This window comes from Vreelandella sp. DA03-1M (assembly GCF_055725665.1).
This window is the reverse complement of record NZ_CM146798.1, coordinates 4,600,356-4,618,553: the sequence shown is the minus strand read 5'-3', so window position 1 is coordinate 4,618,553 and position 18,198 is coordinate 4,600,356. Positions and strand designations below refer to the sequence as shown.

Here is an 18,198-nt window from a genome sequence, read left to right as displayed (position 1 = left end):
AATAATAAGGCTTACAGAGGCGTTTAGTTACCAACTTTATTGTGATCTCACAATTTAGTTAAGCCAATAAAAACGCTTTACAAGATGCGACAATTAGCCGCATCTTATGCACAGCCGTTGCGTTGCAGCATGTGGTTAGGGTGCTTATTATCGTGGCGGTCTTTCTCCCCCCTGATTGGATAACATCGCCATGAAACCACCAAACGTCCTCGCAACTCGGCATTACGCTAGCCGGGTCGCTTGGTTGTTGCTCGCCTGTACGCTTTTTGTCTTTCCTTCGCTCTCTTATGCCGCCGCTGGGCCCCTCGATCTTACTCTTTCGCTAACCGGTATCTCTTCTGTCGTGATCTTCGTGCTCGCCTATGCATTGGTGATGACTGAAGAGTTACTGCACATGCGTAAGTCTAAGCCTGTCTTGGTCGCTGCAGGCCTTATTTGGGCGCTCGTAGCCTGGGTTTATGTGCAAGCGGGCATGCCGGAAGAGGCGCAAACCGCCTTCCGTGAAACGCTGCTTGAATACGCCGAGCTGCTGCTATTTTTGCTGGTCGCGATGACCTATATCAACGCCATGGAAGAGCGCCGAGTATTCGATGCACTGCGCTCTTGGCTGGTGCGCAAAGGCTTTAGTTATCGCAGCCTATTCTGGATTACCGGCGTCATGGCGTTTGGTATTTCAGCGATCGCCAACAATATGACCACCGCCATGTTGATGTGTGCCGTGGTACTCAAAGTGGCTGAAGGTGATAAGAAATTTATCGGCCTTTGCTGCGTTAACGTGGTGGTGGCGTCTAACGCAGGCGGTGCCTTTAGCCCGTTTGGCGATATCACTACGTTGATGGTGTGGCAGGCGGGCCAAGTACCGTTTGAAGGCTTCTTCGCATTGTTGGTGCCGGCCGTGGTCAATTTCATGGTGCCTGCAGTGATCATGAATTTCTTTATTGTTAATCGTCAGCCTGCCTCGCTTAAAGAGAACGTTTGGCTCAAGCGCGGCGCACGGCGGATTATCGTGCTGTTTTTGATTACTGTGGCCATCTCCGTGCTGTGCCACTCGATCCTCTACTTACCACCTGCTATGGGCATGATGTTTGGTTTAGGCCTACTGCAGTTCTTTGGTTACTACTTGCGTCGCAGTCTGCCGCGTTCCTTGGAACGCAAGCGCGAGCGCTACTCTCGCCGCGGCGATTGGAAGAAGCTTGAACAGTTGGGTAGCGTGGTGCCGTTTGATATTTTCAGCCGTATTGCGCGCTCCGAGTGGGACACGCTGCTGTTCTTCTACGGGGTCGTGATGTGTGTCGGTGGCCTTGGCTTTATGGGCTACCTAAGCCTGCTTTCCGAAACGCTTTACGGTAGCTGGAACCCAGTGTGGGCTAACGTGGTGCTGGGGCTTATCTCGGCGGTTGTGGATAACATCCCGGTGATGTTCGCGGTACTTTCCATGGCCCCGGACATGACCGAGGGTAACTGGCTGTTGATTACGCTAACCGCAGGCGTGGGGGGCAGTTTGCTTTCGATGGGATCTGCTGCGGGCGTCGCCTTGATGGGGCAGGCGCGGGGGATCTATACCTTTGCCGTTCACCTTCGCTGGATGCCAGCCATTTTATTAGGCTATGCTGCTAGCATCGTTACCCACTTGTGGATTAACGCCTCAATGTTCTAGATAGAAAGCGCTCCTCAAATGCGAACGCCCTTCACCGAGAAATCGGTGAAGGGCGTTTCTATTTAACCTAAAGGCTAGCCATGCTGAAGCGTTATAGATCGTGACCGGTTACGACATGGCAGATGTCGGCAAAGCTTTTCGCCATCGGCACCGGATTGATCTCTTTGCCTACCGCCGTCTGTATATCGCTTGCTGAGATAATGCCGCGAATTCTAAGTTCGTGATTATCATTTTGCTCGGTGATCAACAGATGCTGGTCGGTAACGGCTTCCATTGATAGTACCAGGTCTTCGATGGTCAGCGATGCCAGTTGCGCGACAGGCATAGCGCTCAGCTTGTGCCATGGCGTCATGATCATTTCAGCGGTGACTTCTGCACGGGTCAGGTTACGCTGCTGCATGGCCAGGTTGATGCGCCGGGTACCGATTACTTCTTTCGACGTAATAACGCCGATACAGTGCGCTTGTTTATCCATGACGAACAACAGTCGTACACCGCCATGCCGCATCTTAAGGTGTGCCTCGTCGATAGGCGTGTCGGCTTCAACCGACTGCGGCATTACCTGGGAAAAGTCGGTAAGCACCGTCATGGCAGGACTGGTGGGCAACAGCCGCCGTGGGGCAGGCATCGCCAAAAGAGGGGGTGAGCCTAGTTGAACTAATGGCTTAGGTGAAAAGGTTACTTGGTTCATCGGGGGACCTCCATGTGGAGTAAAGAGCGAGCCGTGGGTATCTGGCTCGCAGTGTGCCTCCACAGTTGCATGCAATTCTTATCAGAACCTTAAGAGATCCATAAAACTCAGCTTAGGAAGCAAAGAAAAATTTATTGCTTTTCTGGACGTTGCAGAACAATACGTACGCGTAGCCCCCCGCTGGGCGCATCATCAAGTTGAAGAGTGCCGCCATGGCGAGTGACCAACCGCTCAACGATGGAAAGCCCTAACCCCGAGCCCGCGCTGGGGCCTGCGCGCTGAAAGCGCTCGACCACTTTTTTGCGTTCATTGACCGGGATGCCGGGTCCCTGATCATCCACCATGAGCTGAAAGCCGTGTGGCGTCGTCGCCAGCGTGATGTTGATGGTGCTCTGGTTAGGCGAGTGCTGGATGGCATTACCGACCAGATTTTGTACCAAGGTTTCAATCGCGCCGGGCTCTTCTGTGATGGACCACTCCCCCTGCTCATCGGCGTTTAGCAGTAGTTGCTGTTGGCGTTCAGCGGCCAGTGGCGAAAGCTTGGCCAGGGTTTCCCGCACTTCACTGAGTAGGTTGGTGGCGCGGTACTCAGGTTGTGACTCTTCTTCAGGGTCCAGGCGCGCCAGCGTTAACAACTGGGTAACCAAGCGCGTGGCCCGGGCAACGCCGCCGCGCAGGTGGCTGAGCGCCTCCTGGCGATCTTCAAGATTATCGGCGGTCAGCGCGTTCTGGGCGTGTAGGTCAAGCACTGCTAAGGGGGTGCGTAACTCATGGGCGGCATCGGCAATAAAGCGCTTTTCGCGTACGCGCATGATGCGGATGCGCTCTAACAGCCGGTTAAGCGCGCCGGCGATAGTATCCAACTCGTGGGGCAATGGGCTAAGCGTCAAGGGCTGCAAATTGTGCGGATCACGACTGCGAATCTGCTCGGCCATGCGGGATAACGGTGCCAGCCCCCAGCCAATCGTCCACCATAGCAGCGCGGAGAGGAGCGGCAGGCCGATCAGGTCGGGCAACAGCGTGCGGAGCGCCACCGCCCTGATCAGTTCGCCGCGCACGTCTTCGCGCTCGCTCACTACCACACGGTTTGATGAGTCCGGCACTTCAAGTACATACACTCGCCAATCGTGCTCGTCCACGGTCAGCGTCGAGTAGCCGATAGGCTGCTGGGCAAGGGGGGCTTCAGGGGCCGTGGCAGAGCGCAGCAGCAGTTGCTCGTCCTCCCACAGCTGAAAGGCCAGTTTGCTTTCGTAACGGTGGCCCGCAAAGCGCTTGTCGGACTGATGAGCGCGCTGCAAGGCGCTTTCCAGACTGTTTAGTAGCACATTGCGGTCAGTATCCGGCAGTGGTGCCTGTAACAACCCTTCCAGCAAGCGTGCATTCTGCGCCAGGCTGGCATCGTAAAGTTCTTCTATTTCATGGGCGGCATAACGGTAGCTGACAAAGCCGATTACCAGCATGCTTAGGCCAAACACCAGTAGCGCCAGCCCAAGGGTGCGTTGGCGAATAGACGTCATGCGTCATCCTTTGACTTATCCATCACATAGCCAATGCCGCGCACCGTGCGGATAACGTCGGTGAATAGCTTGCGGCGTAAATGATGGATATGGACCTCAATGGCATTGCTCTCGACATCCTCGTCCCAGCCGTAGACCAAGCGGGTCAAGGTATCACGGGTAAACACCCGGCCCGGGTGGCTCATAAACTCTTGCAGCAGCGTCAACTCGCGCCGCGACAAGCTCACATCTTGGCCCTGATAGCTGACGTTAAAGGTGTGCGGGTCCAGGCGGATACCACGACAGCTCAATATGCTGCTGATCTGGCCTTGGCTGCGGCGCAGCAAGGCGCGTAATCGGGCTTTAAGCTCAGCCACTTCAAACGGTTTGGTTAAATAATCATCGGCGCCAGCATCCAGCCCTGCGATGCGGTCATCCACCGCATCGCGGGCCGTCAGGACCAAAATAGGGACTTGGCTACCGTGGCGCCTGACAGCGTTCAATACCGCCATGCCATCCATGCGCGGCAGCCCCAGGTCAAGAATTACCGCATCAAAGGGTTCCCCCTCTGTTAGCGCATTTAGCGCGGTAGTGCCGTCACTCAGATGATCCACAGTGTAGTGCTCGGGCTTTAAAGCCAAGCGGATGCCTGAGGCTAGGCTTGGGTCATCCTCTACCAGCAAAATGCGCATAGGGCTCCTTCCTATTGAAGTTCTGACATCAATTGACGGATGTCGTCACGGCGGCCACTGTCCGCCAGTTCCCGACCAGGCCGGGGCTCTGCCATCAAGGCGCGTTCCAGCGCTTGGCGTGCTTCTGCATCGCGACCCTGCTCATGTAAATAGTCGCCCCAGAAGTAGAGACTGTCGATCCCTTCGGGGTTAATCGCAAGGGCTCTTTGCAAATGCCACTCAGCTTTTTGTTCATCGCCAAAGCCGAGTGGCCAGCCGGGAACCTGATAATAGAGCGCGCCCAGGCTGGTATAGGCCGAACCATCCAGCGCCAGCGGGTTCAGTTCCAGCGCGGTTTCAAGCTCCTTTTTAGCTTGTTTTACCAGCCCCAGCGCGCCCAGCCCACCGCTGGCACCTGCTTCTGTCGAGCGGATAATGCCAGCCCAGATATGCAGTTCGGCGGCGTCCGGGTAGCGCTTGACGAGCTGTTCAGCTTGGTTGCCCAAGCGGCTGAAGGCTGCCGCCTGTTCATCTGGCGGCAGCGTATAGTTAATTTCTGCCCAACGCTGCTGTAGTTCGGCAAGTGCTGCGGTGACAGCCGCGCTGTCGCCCTCGCTGGCAAACCCCTGAAGGCTTATCAAGCCAATGGCGCTAGCCAGTAGCGTAGTACGCAGCGTTTTGAAAGCTAGCATGAGCATGAGGAAGACTCCTTGGTGGCAACGAACCGGCGAATGACAGGCAGTTGGCGTAACAGGGCCCGGTCAACAGCGCCTGGCCATAGCGTATTGAGGCGGGTAAAAAAACGTTCTGGCAGGCCAATTTGTAGCTCCTCACGCTGCTGTTCCACGGCATTGATAATGGCCAGGGCAACGGCGTCAGGAGAGTCGACGGTATTGCCCAGCGCCGCATTGAGTGCCTCGGTTTGTGGCGAGTTCATCGCGGTGCGGGTGGCCCGTGGGGCGATATACATCACCCGCACGCGGGTATCGGCCAGCTCTCGGCGCAGCGCTTGGCTAAAACCGCGCAGCGCAAACTTGGTAGCGCAGTAGGTGACTTGGCCGGGGTAGCCCAGTCGCCCGAGCGTCGAACCAATGGTGATAATCGTTGCCTGGGGGCCAGCCATTAGCAGCGGAAGCAGCGCGCGGGTCAACTGCAGGGTGGCGGTCAGATTAATCGCCACCAGCTGTTCGATATCGCTGTCACTGGCAGTATCAAAAAATCCCTGCTGATTACTACCAGCGGCATTGATCAGCATGTTGCACCCTGCCTCTTGCGCAGCGCTGACTAAGCGGCTGCGATCACTCACGTTGGTTAGATCAGCGCTAACGGCGGTGATGTGATTGGGAAAACGGTCGACTAACGAAGCCAGCGCGTATTGTTGGCGACCACTTATCAGTAGGTGTGCGCCCCGCTGCGCCAGCGATTCGGCCAGGGCCATACCAATACCGCCGCTGGCGCCGGTGATTAAAATCCGCTGGCCCGGCCATTCGCCGGGCAGCTTGTTTTTTCTAGGCCAACGCAGGCTAGGCAAGCGCATGACTAAGTTCCTCCACCGCGTTGCCGCCCTGACAGTGCGCTTCGATGCCTCTAAACATTGCCCCATACAGGCGGTAGAACATATTGGCGCTATCAATCACCACGGCCAGATCGTCGGCACCTAGCTGATTGATCTGCTCTTCAAAAAAGGCCAAATGACCAATATCCAGACTGCCGTGGGAGGTGAGGTAGCGCACGGCATTGTTGGGAAGCGAAAGGCTAGCCTGTAAGCGTTCGGCGGCCTGGGTGGCAAGTGCGGTACTGGTGCCTTCCAGCACCTGCACCATGCCGAAAAACGCCACCGGATTGCCGTGCTCTACGGCATCACGAATCCAGGCCACCATTAACCGAGTGGCGGGGTCTGGCAGGGCGGCTGCGGCTGCATCTGCATCCCCGCCCGCGGCGCGGATATCGTCCAGTATCCATTTTTCATGGCCGTGTTCTTCTTCGATGTACTCCACCAGCGCCGTGCGCAGCCAGTCGAGCCGGTCGGGCAGCCGTGCGCCACAGGCCATCATTAGCGGCACGGTGAAACGAACGTGATGATACGCCTGACCTAAAAAGGCGAGATACTCCTCTAGGGAGACATTGCCCGCCAGAGCGCGGGTCACGATGGGGGTGGTCAGTAGCCAGGTGCGTGCTTCCTGGGTAGCGTCTTGCAGCTGTTGGTAAGCGGTCATGGTGTTACTCCTTTGGGTGTGTCGGTCACGACGGCCCTTAGCCAGTGGCCATAGGCGGTTAGCAGGGTGTTGCGGCGTAGGCGGCCGTTGGCCGTGAGTTGTTGGTTGTGGGGTGTAAAGGGGGCGGCGCGCTGCCACTCATGCACTTGGGCGTAATCGGGTAGCGTGCGATTCACTGCATTGAGGGCAGCGTCTATTTGGGCATTGGTAATATGGGGCGTCGCGGGCACGATCAGCGCGCGATTAGCGGGTAGGGCCTCTCCATACACCATGGCTTGGGCAATGGCAGGCTGTGTGCAGAGCTCGCCCTCTACCCATTGCGGGTTGACGTTACGGCCATAGGCGGTAATAAAGACTTCCCGCTGGCGGCCATTGAGCGCGATGGTGCCGTCTTGCCACTGGCCGGTGTCCCCTGTGGCGTACCAATCGCCGCAAGGTGCTTCGCCGATATAACCCAGCATCAAGGCACCACGAATATGCAGCTGGCCTTCGCGATCAATGCGGATCTGGGCGTGGCGCAAGGGGCGTCCAACGCCGCAGCTTGGCTCGCCTGGGCGATTCAGACAGACCACCGAGGTGCCTTCTGATAAACCATAGCCTTCATAGACCGGCCATCCGCCACGCCGGGCGTGAGTAAGTAGTGTGTTGGCTACCTGCGCGCCGCCCACCGCCACAAAGCGCAGGCTATCAGGTGCCTTTGTGGACTCGCTGACCAGCGCTTGAAGCAGCTGAGGCACCAAAATCATGCTTTGGGGTTGGTAGCGCTCAATGGCGTCAAGGGCGAGCCGAGCGTTAAAACCGCTAGCCCCCTGCCAGCCTAACGTGGCCAACCCCGGTAAAATGCTGCAGGCACCCAGCCATAACGGTAGATAAAGCCCGCCGATATTTTCGAGCAGCGTTGAGAGGGGCAACATGGCTAAGTGGCGGCGTATATCAAGCGGTGCGACTACCTCCGCCAGGCTTTCAGTAACGGTTAATAGCGCCGTATTATCCAAACACACGCCCTTGGGGGTGCCGCTAGTGCCCGAGGTAAAGGTGATGCGCGTGGTGCCTGCGTGTAACGCAGGGGAATGATCAACCCGGCGCTGGGCAATGGCTGCGTCGTGGGTGGCTTTGAAGCCGAAGGCCTCGCCGCCATGCCCAATCCAGCTATCCAGGCCCGCCTGCTGAACCACGTGGCGGCGCTGCTGTTCACTGAAAAAACCGGGAATAGGCACTGCCACACACGCTTCGGCCATCAGGGCTAAATCCCATAACGCCCACTCCAGCCCATTATCCAGCGCTAGTGCGACGCGCCGGGCATTAACGTCACGTAAGCGCTGGCGCCGTTGGGCGACATGGTGAATGACGTCCGCATACGACAAATTCTGCTCGCCATCGCTAAGTGCGGTACGCTGTGGACTGTGCTGGGCATGATGGGCAAGTCGCACCATCAGCGCATTAGGCAAGGCGTGCATGCAGCACCTCTTCCCTGGCGGTTTCAGTGAAGGCTGAGTGAGCCTGAAGCGTGTGCATGGCGCTGCGCAGATCACCGGCCATCACCCACGGGCGATGCTGGTAATAGCGCCCCCAGAGATGCGACGCTTCGCCCAGGCGGGTAGGATCGGCAGGGGTAATCGGTTGCGGTTCAAGCCCTAGGTGGCGCAGGCCGTTGGCGACTTCAGGCGTGGCCGTAAATAGCAGCCAAGCGATACCTTCCGCCGCCAGTTGATGAGCCAGATAGATGAATAGCTGGCGCTGCAAGCCAGGGCGTAAACTGGCCAGGTTGCCAATTTCGGCAATATCCCGACGGGCAAGTGACTGCTGAAACCCGTGGTTAATAACCTGTTCAGCCTTGCCATCCAGGTAGCGCTCCAGAAAGAGTGGCCCGCTGCTGGCAAGGCGCAGCCCCACCGCCGCTTGCGGTAGTCCCGCCTGCCACAGCCCAAACAGGCGGGGCAGAAAATGCTGAATATAAGCACTGTGTTGCTGGGCGAAGCGTTGCTGAATCAGTTGCTGAAGCATCGCTTTTTCCTGCCAATTGAGGGCTTCGTGCCAATCCAGTGTTGCCAGCGGAGTGGGGAGTGAACGTAGGCGAGCCATCGGGTGATCTCCATCGTGTTTTCCGACACTCTGGGCGGGTTTACTTAACGAAAACTTAAGCAGGGATAAATATTTATCGCTGTTTTGACCGAGCAATGGAGAGGTAACGCCCCTTGAGACCGTGCAGTGCTCCCCTCGCTACGTCGCGAGGCACTGCTGCAGTTGGCTGCTGCTCATGATTCTGAGCAGCAAACCGCCCTGATCGGGGCGGTAAAGGCAATGTACGATCAGCCAGACGAACAGTGGGGCGGGTTATGGATAAGCCTTGACGCGGGACAGCTAACGGGCGCTATCTGGGTGCAACCCTTGCCGATGAACATGGCCCAGCTGTGGTTACCCAAGGCCGAAGGAGTCCATGCCCACACGCTATTGAATAGCGCCCTTGAATTTGCCCAGCAGGCGGGTTTTAAGCAATATGCGCAACAGCGTTTATTAGCGTGGAAAGGGGGTGGCGAAAGGAGTGAAGCCCCCACTAATGCCTAAATAGTCGTGATTGGTGGCATAGGCGCGCTTAGTAGCATTTTCTTGCGCTTTGCGTTGCCGTTATACTAGCTCTATACACGCGTCTTGGCGTCTCAGCGGTGCTTTTCACAGATTGGCGCTGCCGCGCGTAGGGGTTAAGGCAGAAGTTAAGAACAAACGGTTGATGACAATACTCAAGAGGTGGTGAGAGTGAAAGCAAAGCTGATCATGAGCGGGCTGGCGGCCCTCGGCTTCATGGCGGGCACTTCAGGTGCTTACGCTCAAGACGCCGCACGTGATGCGATTGCCGAGCGTTTAGCGCCGGTAGGGCAACTCTGTTTACAAGGCCAAGACTGTGGAACAGCGGCCGCGCCTGCAGGCGACAGCGCTAGCAGTGGCGGTGATATCGACGGGGAAGGTATTTACGGCAACGTCTGTAGCGCGTGTCACGCATCCGGCGCGGCGGGTGCGCCCATCCGTGGCGAGGAAGACGCCTGGGCGGCACGTACCGAACAAGGTTTTGCGACACTCGTAGATCATGCCATTAATGGTATTGGCGCGATGCCAGCGAAAGGCGGTAACGCCAGCCTTTCCGATGAAGAAGTAGAAGCGGCGGTAGCCTATATGGTTGAGCCGGTGATGGAAGTGCCTGAGTTAGGCGGTGGCGATGAAGCCGCCTCTGAAGAGGCTGGCTCAGAAGAAGCAGCCACCGAAGAGACCGCCGCTGCGGAAGGTGATGCTGCCGCTGAAGAAGAGATGGCTGCTAACGACGACGCGGCGAGTGAAGAAGACGCCTCAGCAAACGAAGAAGAAGCGGCGAGTGGCGGTAGCGACCTGGATGGCGCTGCGCTTTACGCAAGCGTTGGCTGTGCGGCGTGTCACGATAGCGGCGTTGCCGGTGCACCGACCAAAGGTGACTCAGAAGCCTGGGCGGCGCGTTTAGAAAAGGGCGCTGACGAGCTTTACGCCAGCGCGATCAACGGCATTGGCGCCATGCCTGCCAAAGGCGGTAACCCCAATCTGTCTGATGAAGAAGTGATGGCCGTCGTTGATTACTTAATGGCAGAAGCGCAATAAGGCGTCGCCAACCACTAGCGTTTAAGTAATTTATCCACAGGGCGTTTTAAACATTGTCCTGTGGATTATTTTTTGTCTGCCTAATGATCGATCACCCCAGCAGCGAGCGTAGCCCAGCAATCGCATCTTTGCCGCGGGCCTGTTTTTTCTCTGGGTCTTCTTTATCTGCACGACCTTCCCACTCCAGATCCTCGGCGGGCAGCTCTTCTAAAAAGCGGCTCGGCTGGCAGTCCATCAGCTCGCCGTAGGCTTTCCGCTGGCGGGCAAGTGTCAACGTCAGCGTACGCCGCGCCCGGGTAATCCCCACATAGGCCAAGCGCCGCTCCTCTTCCACGGTGCCTACTTCAATGGCGTTGCGGTGGGGCAACAGGTCTTCCTCAAGCCCCATCAAATACACATGCGGGAACTCCAGGCCCTTCGAGGCATGCATGGTGAGTAGTTGCACTCGGTCAGAGTCATCCTCTTCTGCCTGCTGCTCCAGAATATCGCGCAGTACCAAGCGTGAAATAGCCGCTTGAACGCCATCGGTTTCGGTATCAGAGGAGTCGGTACTCTCTTCCGGGTCGCGGTTAAGCGACTTCTCTAGCTGGTCGATCAAAATCCACACGTTGGCCATGCGCCGCTCGGCCACGGTAGGCGCGCTGGCGTTTTGATACAGCCAGGCTTCGTAATCCATATCTCGCAGCATATCGCGGATGGCGGCAATGGCGTCGCCTTGGTCCATGCGCTTACGCACGCCATCAATAAAGTGGGTAAAGCGGCTTAAGCGCTCTGTCGCTCGGGTTGGCAGTACTTGTTCCAGGCCAAGCTCGTGGCAGGCGGCAAACAGCGAAATTGAGCGCTCAGTGGCGTAGTTGGCGAGTTTCTCTACCGTTCCAGGGCCCACTTCACGGCGCGGTACGTTCACGATGCGTAAAAAGGCGTTATCGTCGGCGGGGTTAATTAACAGGCGCAGGTAAGCCATGGTGTCTTTAATCTCGTTGCGAGAGAAAAACGACGTGCCGCCGGAGAGTTTGTAAGGAATTTGGTAGTGCTGCAGCTTAAGCTCTAATAAGCGGGCCTGGAAATTACCGCGATAAAGCACCGCAAAGTCGCGCCACTCGGCCTTTTCCTTGATACGCCGGGTGAGCATTTCGCTGGCGACCCGCTCGGACTCTGCCTCTTCATGCCGATTCACGATTACCCGAATGGGCGCGCCGTCGCCCATATCGGACCATAGCGTCTTTTCGTAAACGTGGGGGTTATTGGCGATCAGCGTATTGGCGGCGCGCAGTATCGTGGCGGTAGAGCGGTAGTTTTGTTCCAGCTTGATGACTTTTAGGCGCGGGAAATCTTCCCCCAGGGTAATCAGGTTTTCAGGCCGAGCGCCGCGCCAAGCGTAGATCGATTGGTCATCGTCGCCCACCACGGTAAAGGTGGAACGCTCCGCCATTAACAGTTTCACCAGCAGGTACTGGGAAACGTTGGTGTCCTGATACTCATCCACCAGCATGTAGTGGATTTTGCGCCGCCAGCGCTCGAGCGCTTCCGGATCGTTCTTGAGCAGTACCACCGGCAGCAGAATCAGGTCGTCGAAATCCACCGCGTTGTAGGCTTTTAAATGGCGAACGTAGGCTTCATACACCCGGGCGGCAAAGTGCTCATCGTCGTCGGCGGCAAACGAGAGCGCATCGCTGGGCAGTACCAAGTCATTCTTCCAGGTGGAAATTTTGCTCTGCACGGCGTTGATCTGCTCGGCATCCACCTGGGCGTCTTTGTTCATCAAATCGCGCAACAGCGCCTTGGCGTCTTCTGGGTCAAAGAGCGAAAAGCCCGGCTTGTAGCCCAGGGTTTTAAGCTCGCCGCGAATAATATTCAGCCCCAGGGTATGAAAGGTGGAAACCGTTAGCCCGTGTCCCTCTTTGCCGTGGAGCATCTGGCCGACGCGCTCTTTCATTTCCCGGGCGGCTTTATTGGTAAAGGTCACCGCCGCGATTTTGCGCGCGCTCATCCCACACTCTTGCACCAAATAGGCAATTTTAGTGGTGATAACGCTGGTTTTACCGGAACCTGCACCCGCCAACACCAGGCAAGGGCCATCAATGTAGCGCACGGCTTCCTGTTGGCGCGGGTTTAGCCCTTTAATGCGGCTAAGAATGCTTTTGGGCGTGGCAGGCGTCATGGCGTCGGTCGTCCTCTACGAGAGTTGCAGGCGGTTTCAATTACGATTTCAAGTACGGTTTCAAGTACAATCAGCCACTTGGCGAAGGCATAATAAATAGGCAGGTGGAGATGTTTGAAGTAGCGCTGTTTGAACCGCGTATGGCGCCCAATACGGGCAATATCATGCGCTTGGTGGCCAACAATGGCTGCCGGTTACACCTGATTGAGCCGCTTGGCTTTGACCTGGAAGAGAAAAAGCTGCGCCGCGCCGGGCTGGATTACCGTGATCTCGACAATGTCACTCGCCATGCGGATTTTAACGCCTTTCAGCAGGCGATGCAGGGGCGGCGCATCTGGGCGATCACCACCAAAGGCACGCGCACCTACAGCGATGCCGACTTTGCCCCGGGCGATGTGCTGCTATTTGGTTCTGAAACCGCTGGACTCTCGCCCCAGGTACACGAAGCGCTAACCGCTGAGCATAAACTGCGCCTGCCTATGCAGCCCAACAACCGTAGCCTGAACCTTTCCAACGCCGTGGCTATTGTGAGCTACGAAGCGTGGCGCCAGCAAGGTTTCACTGGCGCGCTACCGGTTTAATCAGCGCGTAATCCCATAGCGGTCACGATAAGCCCTGATCGCTTCGGCGTAGGCGAGCATTTCGCCACCGGCGTGCTCTTCAAGGTAAGTAAGCACTTGCTCAAGGGTGACGATGCTGATCACCGGCATACCGTATTGAGCCTGTACTTCCTGAATCGCGCTCTGCTCGCCTTGGCCGCGCTCCTGCCGATCAAGGGCAATGATCACCCCGCCAGCGTGGGCACCGCTCTGATCAATCAACGTCATCACTTCGCGAATCGCGGTGCCCGCGGTAATCACGTCATCAATAATTAAAATATCGCCGGAAAGCGGTGCGCCAACGATATTGCCACCTTCACCGTGGGTTTTAGCCTCTTTGCGGTTGAAGGCGTAGGGCATATCAATATCATGATGGTCGGCCAGGGCTGCCGCGGTGACCGCTGCCAGCGGAATGCCCTTGTACGCTGGGCCAAACAACACATCGGCATTGATGCCGCTATCGACAATCGCTTGAGCGTAAAAACGCCCCAGCTTGGCCAACGCGCGCCCGGTTTGAAATAGCCCAGCGTTGAAAAAGTAAGGACTGACACGGCCAGATTTAAGCGTAAACTCGCCAAACTTAAGCACGCCTTGCTCAATGGCAAAGGCAATGAAATCGCGCTGGTAGGGTTGTAGAGTGGTAGCCACGGCGTTCCTCACTAGGCGGTAGGTTTAAATCGGCACGAAAGCAACAATAAAAGTAGGGTAAATGGCAAGTTTTAGTCGCTGCCTTTACCCAAACGTCTAAACGTCGGGTATCATACAGCAGCGACGCAAAAGGGACGATTTATGAAAATTGCCAGCATCAATGTCAATGGTATTCGTGATGCCGTCGATCGTGGCTTCCTGGACTGGCTGGCTCAGCAGGATGTCGACGTAGTCTGCGTGCAGAACATCAAGGCAAAAAGTTTTGAACTGGGTGACCACATTCTGTATCCGGAAGGCTATGAAGGCTACTTCCTGGATGCCGAAGAGGATGGTTTCTCCGGTGTGGCACTCTATTGCCGTAAAATTCCCAAGGCGATTATGTATGGCCTTGGGTTTCCTCAGTGCGATCATGAAGGACGTTTTCTGCAGGCGGATTATGAACGCTTCAGTATTGTCTCTTTCCTGATGCCTGATGGAAGTGACCAAAAAGCCAAACAGGCGTTTATGGAGCAGTACCAAGAGTACCTGACGAAGATGTCGCGCAAACGCCGCGAATACATCCTCTGCGGCACTTGGCATATTGCCCATAAAACCGTTGATTTGGCTAACTGGTCTGATAACCAGCTCACGTCGGGTTTTCGCCCGGAAGAGCGCGCCTGGATGGATCAGGTGCTTGGCCCCACCGGGTTTATCGACACCTTCCGCGAAATTAACCGCGATGCAGGCGAGTACACCTGGTGGCCGAAGCTTGACCAAGACGTGCCCCGTGAACGCCAGGAAGGCTGGCGGATCGACTACCAGTTAGTCGGCCCCAACTTCCGTCGCCACGTGGTCGACGCGTGGATTGATTACGATGCGACCTTCTCCGAGTTCGCACCGCTAATTGTTGAGTACGACCTAGCGCTCTAAGCGCTAGGCAACGAACTTTTCCCGCGTCGCCAACAGCAACAAGCCGACCCTTGGGTCGGCTTGTTGCGTTGTGGCGGGCGTTAATCCTTAGCCACGAATACCCAGCGCTTCGCGCTGATGGTCGCGAAGCGCATCTCCTGCCTTCTCGGCCAAATCGAGCATGGCGTTTAGCTCTGCACGGGTGAATGCACCCGCCTCGGCAGTGCCCTGCACTTCGATCAGCTCGCCGCTTTCGGTCATCACCACGTTCAGGTCAGTATCGGCTTTGCTGTCTTCCGGGTAGTCCAGATCCAGCACCGGCACGCCTTTATAAATACCCACGGAAATGGCGCTCACCAACTGCTTGAAAGGGTCGGCTTTGATCTTTTTCTCGCGCTGCAGGTAACGGATCGCATCGATCAGCGCCACGCAGCCACCGGTAATTGCTGCGGTACGGGTACCGCCATCCGCCTGAATGACATCGCAATCCACGGTAATGGTGAACTCACCCAGCTTCTTCAAGTTCACGGCTGCGCGCAGGCTGCGGCCAATCAAACGCTGAATTTCCAGGGTGCGGCCGCCTTGCTTGCCGCGAGTCGCTTCACGGCCACTACGGGTGTGGGTCGCGCGGGGCAGCATGCCGTACTCAGCGGTAACCCAACCCTGATTCTTACCGCGCAGCCAGCGCGGTACACCGGCTTCTACGCTGGCATTACACAGCACTTTAGTGTCGCCAAACTCCACCAGCACAGAGCCTTCCGCATGACGGGTGTAATCGCGGGTCAGGCGAATATCGCGGAGCTGGTCGGCTTCGCGACCGCTGGGACGCACAACATCAGGACGCTTAGCGCTGCTCACAAATAGTACCTCTCAATAAACGCGTAACTAGTAAAAGCCCTCCATTGTACACGTCTGGGAGTGCGCTGATTGGCCTATCGGGTAGACTGTTGGCAATGCTTTATACACCGTTGTTCTCTATTAGGATGAAACATGGCCACTTCCAGCCGCGTACACAGCATGACCGCTTTCGCACGCACCGAGCAGGCAGCTCCTTTCGGCACCCTGCAGGTGGAAATTCGCTCGGTGAATCAGCGTTACTTAGAGCCCCATTTCCGCCTGCCCGAAAGCCTGCGTGATTTAGAGCCGGTACTGCGCGAAGCGCTGCGCACCCGTTTAGCCCGTGGCAAAGTCGAGTGCAGTGTCCGGTTTGAGAGCGCCGAAACCGCTCAAGCCCCCGCCGTTAACAGCGCCCGCTTAGCCGCCATTGCTGATGCGCTAACCGCCATACAGCAGCAGGTACCCAGCGCCGTGCCGCCCACTACACTTGCGCTCCTCAACCAGCCTGGTGTGATGGAAACCCAGCACCTTGACCAAGAGGCCATCAAACTCGCCGCCAAAACCCTGTTCGACCAAGCGCTGGATGAACTGATCGACGCCCGCGCCCGTGAAGGCGAAAAGCTTGCCGAGATGATCACCACCCGCCTGACGGCGGTAAGCGAACAGGTCGCCACGGTGCGCAGCCTGCTGCCGCAGATTCTGGAGCGCCAGCGCGCCCAACTGCTGGAACGCCTGGAAGTCGCCAAAACCGAACTCGACCCGCAGCGCCTGGAAGCCGAACTGGTGCTGGTAGCGCAAAAAGCCGATGTGGATGAAGAGCTAGACCGCCTAACGGCGCATATCGAAGAAGTGAGCCACCAGCTCGCTCAGAAAGGTCCCAAAGGCCGTCGCCTGGATTTCCTGATGCAGGAGCTCAACCGCGAAGCCAACACGCTCTCGTCAAAATCCGTGGTGGCTGAGACGACTCGTTGTGCGGTGGAGCTGAAGGTGTTGATCGAGCAGATGCGGGAGCAAATCCAAAATATTGAGTAATAATAGTTGAAACTATAGTTTCTAAATATTCTATTTTTTTAAGTTATAGTTTCACATAATCGCGGATGCGATTAGCTGCTGCTCTTGCCGGTGGATACCTATTTCATTGGCATAGTGATGCCAACGGCATGTTACTTTTTGGAGCTGATCAAGAATTAGCCGTGCCTCACTTGTTGGCAACTGAAAATAGGGTGCAACTTCCAGCGCTAAATCCAAATCCAGCGCATTAGAGTACTCGTCGATATTTAAATGGAGCCCTGCTGCCCCTAGCGAGATATTGAGATCGTAAGCGGGCGAGAGTCGCCAGCCGCTACTATTTTCTGACAATAAGAAACCATGGTTGCGCAGATGATCATCAGCGTTTGAGACGAGTATGTTGAAGACCATTCTGCGCCAAAGCTGGTGCAGATCCTGCTGAGTATTGGCTCCTTGCTCTATAAGAAATTGGGCCAGCTCAAGATAACTCGCGCCTGCACCGCCATCGTAATAACCCAACTGAGTCATCGCTGAGCTAAAGTGCCGACGTAAGCTGCCAACACGGTCAAAGCGCTGAGTTAGAAAGGTATGGTGAGTGCTATTGAACCGCTGAAGTCGGCATGGCGCCATTTCGATGCCCGCATCCACTGCCATGCGATAAAGCAAATATTCCCATGCGCCTATATCGTAATCGTCATACCGGCTGGGAAATTTTGCTAGCCAAAGATCATCGCCACCCATGACACAGGCTTTTGGCCTCGCCCCTCCCAACGATGAGCCGGGTGAAATCAGCATATTCAACCACTTTAGATAATCAGGGCTATCCAAATCAGGCTGTAGCTCTATTTGGCTGACCGCAAACTCCAATTCTCTCAGGCTGGATAATGGCGGGGCAGCCAGCTGCTGATTGTTATCGAGAAAAGGGCCATCTTCTTGCAACTTAAAGCGCAACCCGCCCATGCGAAACGTATCGTGCACACCCAGGAGATAGTCGGATTCGTTGAGTTTTACTAAACGCCTACCCTCTTGCCTAGCCAAAACCGCTTCACGCCGCTGCATGAGCAGGCGCCCCCATCTATCGGGGCAAGAATCAAGGAACACCCGGAAGTTGCGCGCGTCATTATTGAACTGATCCCCCGAAAACAGCTGCAACTCAGGGTCAATCTGCACCGCAAGCGGAGAGTCGAGCCATGTCTTTGCGTAGGCGAAGCGGTAGACTTCGCTGCCCCGAACAAGGTCGACTTCTAGCCTCCCAACTAGCTCAGGTGGCTTCGTAGCAAGCCAATCAGCATAGACCCATATCGATTTACTCATGATCAACGCCTGCCTTCGGTGGTAGGGCGATAAACCACAGAGCTAGCGTGTTTCGACTTAATAGTGGCCTTATTAGACGTTTTTAGCAGCTCGATATCTTGCAGCTTGCGCCCAAACTCATCGTCTAATGCTACGTTCGCTAAATCGTTAGCAAGGCCAAGCGACGATAACACCACCAGGTAATGGCCCATTGAGACGCTAGGCTCGCCACGCAGAATATTGCGCAGCGTCGGCATAGAGAGCCCCGTGCGCTCTGATAGCTGGGTTTGGGTGATTTTACGGCGCTTCATGGCAAGCAAGATGTTCTCGCCCAGCGCTTTTAACACCTTGAGATCCTTGGGGAACACAACCGCTGAACGAGATGGCATAAAGCTATACCTTCATTTTAAAG

At 56.3% G+C, this 18,198-nt stretch carries 19 protein-coding genes; 6 read left to right on the top strand and 13 right to left on the bottom strand.

Annotated features, from left to right (window positions below; all coding sequences use genetic code 11):
* Positions 1-190 precede the first annotated feature (190 nt).
* Positions 191-1,657 carry a sodium:proton antiporter NhaD gene (gene nhaD / locus ACXUPB_RS21545; RefSeq protein WP_179916289.1) on the top strand — a complete coding sequence of 489 codons (1,467 nt, stop codon included), beginning with the start codon at positions 191-193 and terminating at the stop codon, positions 1,655-1,657.
* Between the two features lie 91 nt (positions 1,658-1,748).
* Here nhaD and ACXUPB_RS21540 read toward each other — a convergent pair whose 3' ends face one another.
* From ACXUPB_RS21540 to ACXUPB_RS21505, 8 genes are all read right to left on the bottom strand, one after another.
* Positions 1,749-2,348 (bottom strand): CBS domain-containing protein, encoded by a 600-nt coding sequence (locus tag ACXUPB_RS21540; protein ID WP_472954654.1) that lies wholly within the window; start codon positions 2,346-2,348, stop codon positions 1,749-1,751.
* Between the two features lie 131 nt (positions 2,349-2,479).
* Positions 2,480-3,865 (bottom strand): ATP-binding protein, encoded by a 1,386-nt coding sequence (locus ACXUPB_RS21535; RefSeq protein ID WP_472954652.1) that lies wholly within the window; start codon positions 3,863-3,865, stop codon positions 2,480-2,482.
* The gene (locus ACXUPB_RS21530; protein ID WP_176302946.1) at positions 3,862-4,536 is read right to left on the bottom strand and encodes a response regulator transcription factor; all 675 of its coding nucleotides are present in this window, start codon (positions 4,534-4,536) and stop codon (positions 3,862-3,864) included. Before ACXUPB_RS21530 ends, ACXUPB_RS21535 begins: the two co-directional genes overlap by 4 nt.
* 11 nt (positions 4,537-4,547) lie before the next feature.
* The gene (locus ACXUPB_RS21525) at positions 4,548-5,213 is read right to left on the bottom strand and encodes a hypothetical protein (RefSeq protein WP_472954650.1); all 666 of its coding nucleotides are present in this window, start codon (positions 5,211-5,213) and stop codon (positions 4,548-4,550) included.
* Complete coding sequence (locus ACXUPB_RS21520) at positions 5,201-6,052, bottom strand: SDR family oxidoreductase (protein WP_472954648.1); 852 nt, start codon at positions 6,050-6,052, stop codon at positions 5,201-5,203. The genes ACXUPB_RS21525 and ACXUPB_RS21520 overlap by 13 nt, the downstream gene beginning before the upstream one ends.
* Positions 6,039-6,731 carry a TenA family transcriptional regulator gene (locus ACXUPB_RS21515; RefSeq protein WP_472954645.1) on the bottom strand — a complete coding sequence of 231 codons (693 nt, stop codon included), beginning with the start codon at positions 6,729-6,731 and terminating at the stop codon, positions 6,039-6,041. The genes ACXUPB_RS21520 and ACXUPB_RS21515 overlap by 14 nt, the downstream gene beginning before the upstream one ends.
* A complete protein-coding gene (locus ACXUPB_RS21510) occupies positions 6,728-8,188 on the bottom strand; it encodes an AMP-binding protein (RefSeq protein ID WP_472954644.1) in 1,461 nt (486 codons plus the stop codon). The genes ACXUPB_RS21515 and ACXUPB_RS21510 overlap by 4 nt, the downstream gene beginning before the upstream one ends.
* Positions 8,172-8,813: a thermostable hemolysin gene (locus ACXUPB_RS21505; protein ID WP_472954642.1), complete on the bottom strand. Its 642-nt coding sequence runs from the start codon at positions 8,811-8,813 to the stop codon at positions 8,172-8,174. The genes ACXUPB_RS21510 and ACXUPB_RS21505 overlap by 17 nt, the downstream gene beginning before the upstream one ends.
* 126 nt (positions 8,814-8,939) lie before the next feature.
* Here ACXUPB_RS21505 and ACXUPB_RS21500 point away from each other — a divergent pair, with 126 nt between their 5' ends.
* Positions 8,940-9,296 carry a hypothetical protein gene (locus ACXUPB_RS21500; RefSeq protein ID WP_472954641.1) on the top strand — a complete coding sequence of 119 codons (357 nt, stop codon included), beginning with the start codon at positions 8,940-8,942 and terminating at the stop codon, positions 9,294-9,296.
* A 189-nt stretch (positions 9,297-9,485) separates the two neighbouring features.
* Positions 9,486-10,352, top strand: a complete 867-nt coding sequence (locus tag ACXUPB_RS21495) for a c-type cytochrome (RefSeq protein ID WP_035556281.1) — start codon at positions 9,486-9,488, stop codon at positions 10,350-10,352.
* 91 nt (positions 10,353-10,443) lie between these two features.
* Here ACXUPB_RS21495 and rep read toward each other — a convergent pair whose 3' ends face one another.
* Positions 10,444-12,513: a DNA helicase Rep gene (gene rep / locus ACXUPB_RS21490; RefSeq protein WP_035556279.1), complete on the bottom strand. Its 2,070-nt coding sequence runs from the start codon at positions 12,511-12,513 to the stop codon at positions 10,444-10,446.
* Between the two features lie 110 nt (positions 12,514-12,623).
* Between rep and ACXUPB_RS21485 the strand changes: the two genes are divergently transcribed.
* Positions 12,624-13,094 (top strand): tRNA (cytidine(34)-2'-O)-methyltransferase, encoded by a 471-nt coding sequence (locus ACXUPB_RS21485; RefSeq protein WP_035556278.1) that lies wholly within the window; start codon positions 12,624-12,626, stop codon positions 13,092-13,094.
* On the opposite strand, the gene pyrE is transcribed toward ACXUPB_RS21485, so the two are convergent.
* Entirely contained in the window at positions 13,095-13,760 is a 666-nt protein-coding gene (gene pyrE / locus ACXUPB_RS21480) for an orotate phosphoribosyltransferase (protein ID WP_035556276.1), read from the bottom strand. It abuts the gene before it with no gap.
* A gap of 141 nt (positions 13,761-13,901) precedes the next feature.
* Here pyrE and ACXUPB_RS21475 point away from each other — a divergent pair, with 141 nt between their 5' ends.
* A complete protein-coding gene (locus ACXUPB_RS21475; RefSeq protein ID WP_009286323.1) occupies positions 13,902-14,669 on the top strand; it encodes an exodeoxyribonuclease III in 768 nt (255 codons plus the stop codon).
* Positions 14,670-14,756: 87 nt separating this feature from the next.
* On the opposite strand, the gene rph is transcribed toward ACXUPB_RS21475, so the two are convergent.
* The gene (gene rph / locus ACXUPB_RS21470) at positions 14,757-15,479 is read right to left on the bottom strand and encodes a ribonuclease PH (protein ID WP_179916306.1); all 723 of its coding nucleotides are present in this window, start codon (positions 15,477-15,479) and stop codon (positions 14,757-14,759) included.
* Positions 15,480-15,638: 159 nt separating this feature from the next.
* Here rph and ACXUPB_RS21465 point away from each other — a divergent pair, with 159 nt between their 5' ends.
* Complete coding sequence (locus ACXUPB_RS21465; protein WP_179916299.1) at positions 15,639-16,517, top strand: YicC/YloC family endoribonuclease; 879 nt, start codon at positions 15,639-15,641, stop codon at positions 16,515-16,517.
* 51 nt (positions 16,518-16,568) lie between these two features.
* Here the strand turns inward: ACXUPB_RS21465 and ACXUPB_RS21460 are convergent, their stop codons facing one another.
* Both ACXUPB_RS21460 and ACXUPB_RS21455 read right to left on the bottom strand, forming a co-directional pair.
* The gene (locus ACXUPB_RS21460; RefSeq protein WP_179916300.1) at positions 16,569-17,807 is read right to left on the bottom strand and encodes a type II toxin-antitoxin system HipA family toxin; all 1,239 of its coding nucleotides are present in this window, start codon (positions 17,805-17,807) and stop codon (positions 16,569-16,571) included.
* Positions 17,808-17,809: 2 nt separating this feature from the next.
* Positions 17,810-18,175 (bottom strand): helix-turn-helix domain-containing protein, encoded by a 366-nt coding sequence (locus tag ACXUPB_RS21455; protein ID WP_179916301.1) that lies wholly within the window; start codon positions 18,173-18,175, stop codon positions 17,810-17,812.
* Positions 18,176-18,198: the final 23 nt, after the last annotated feature.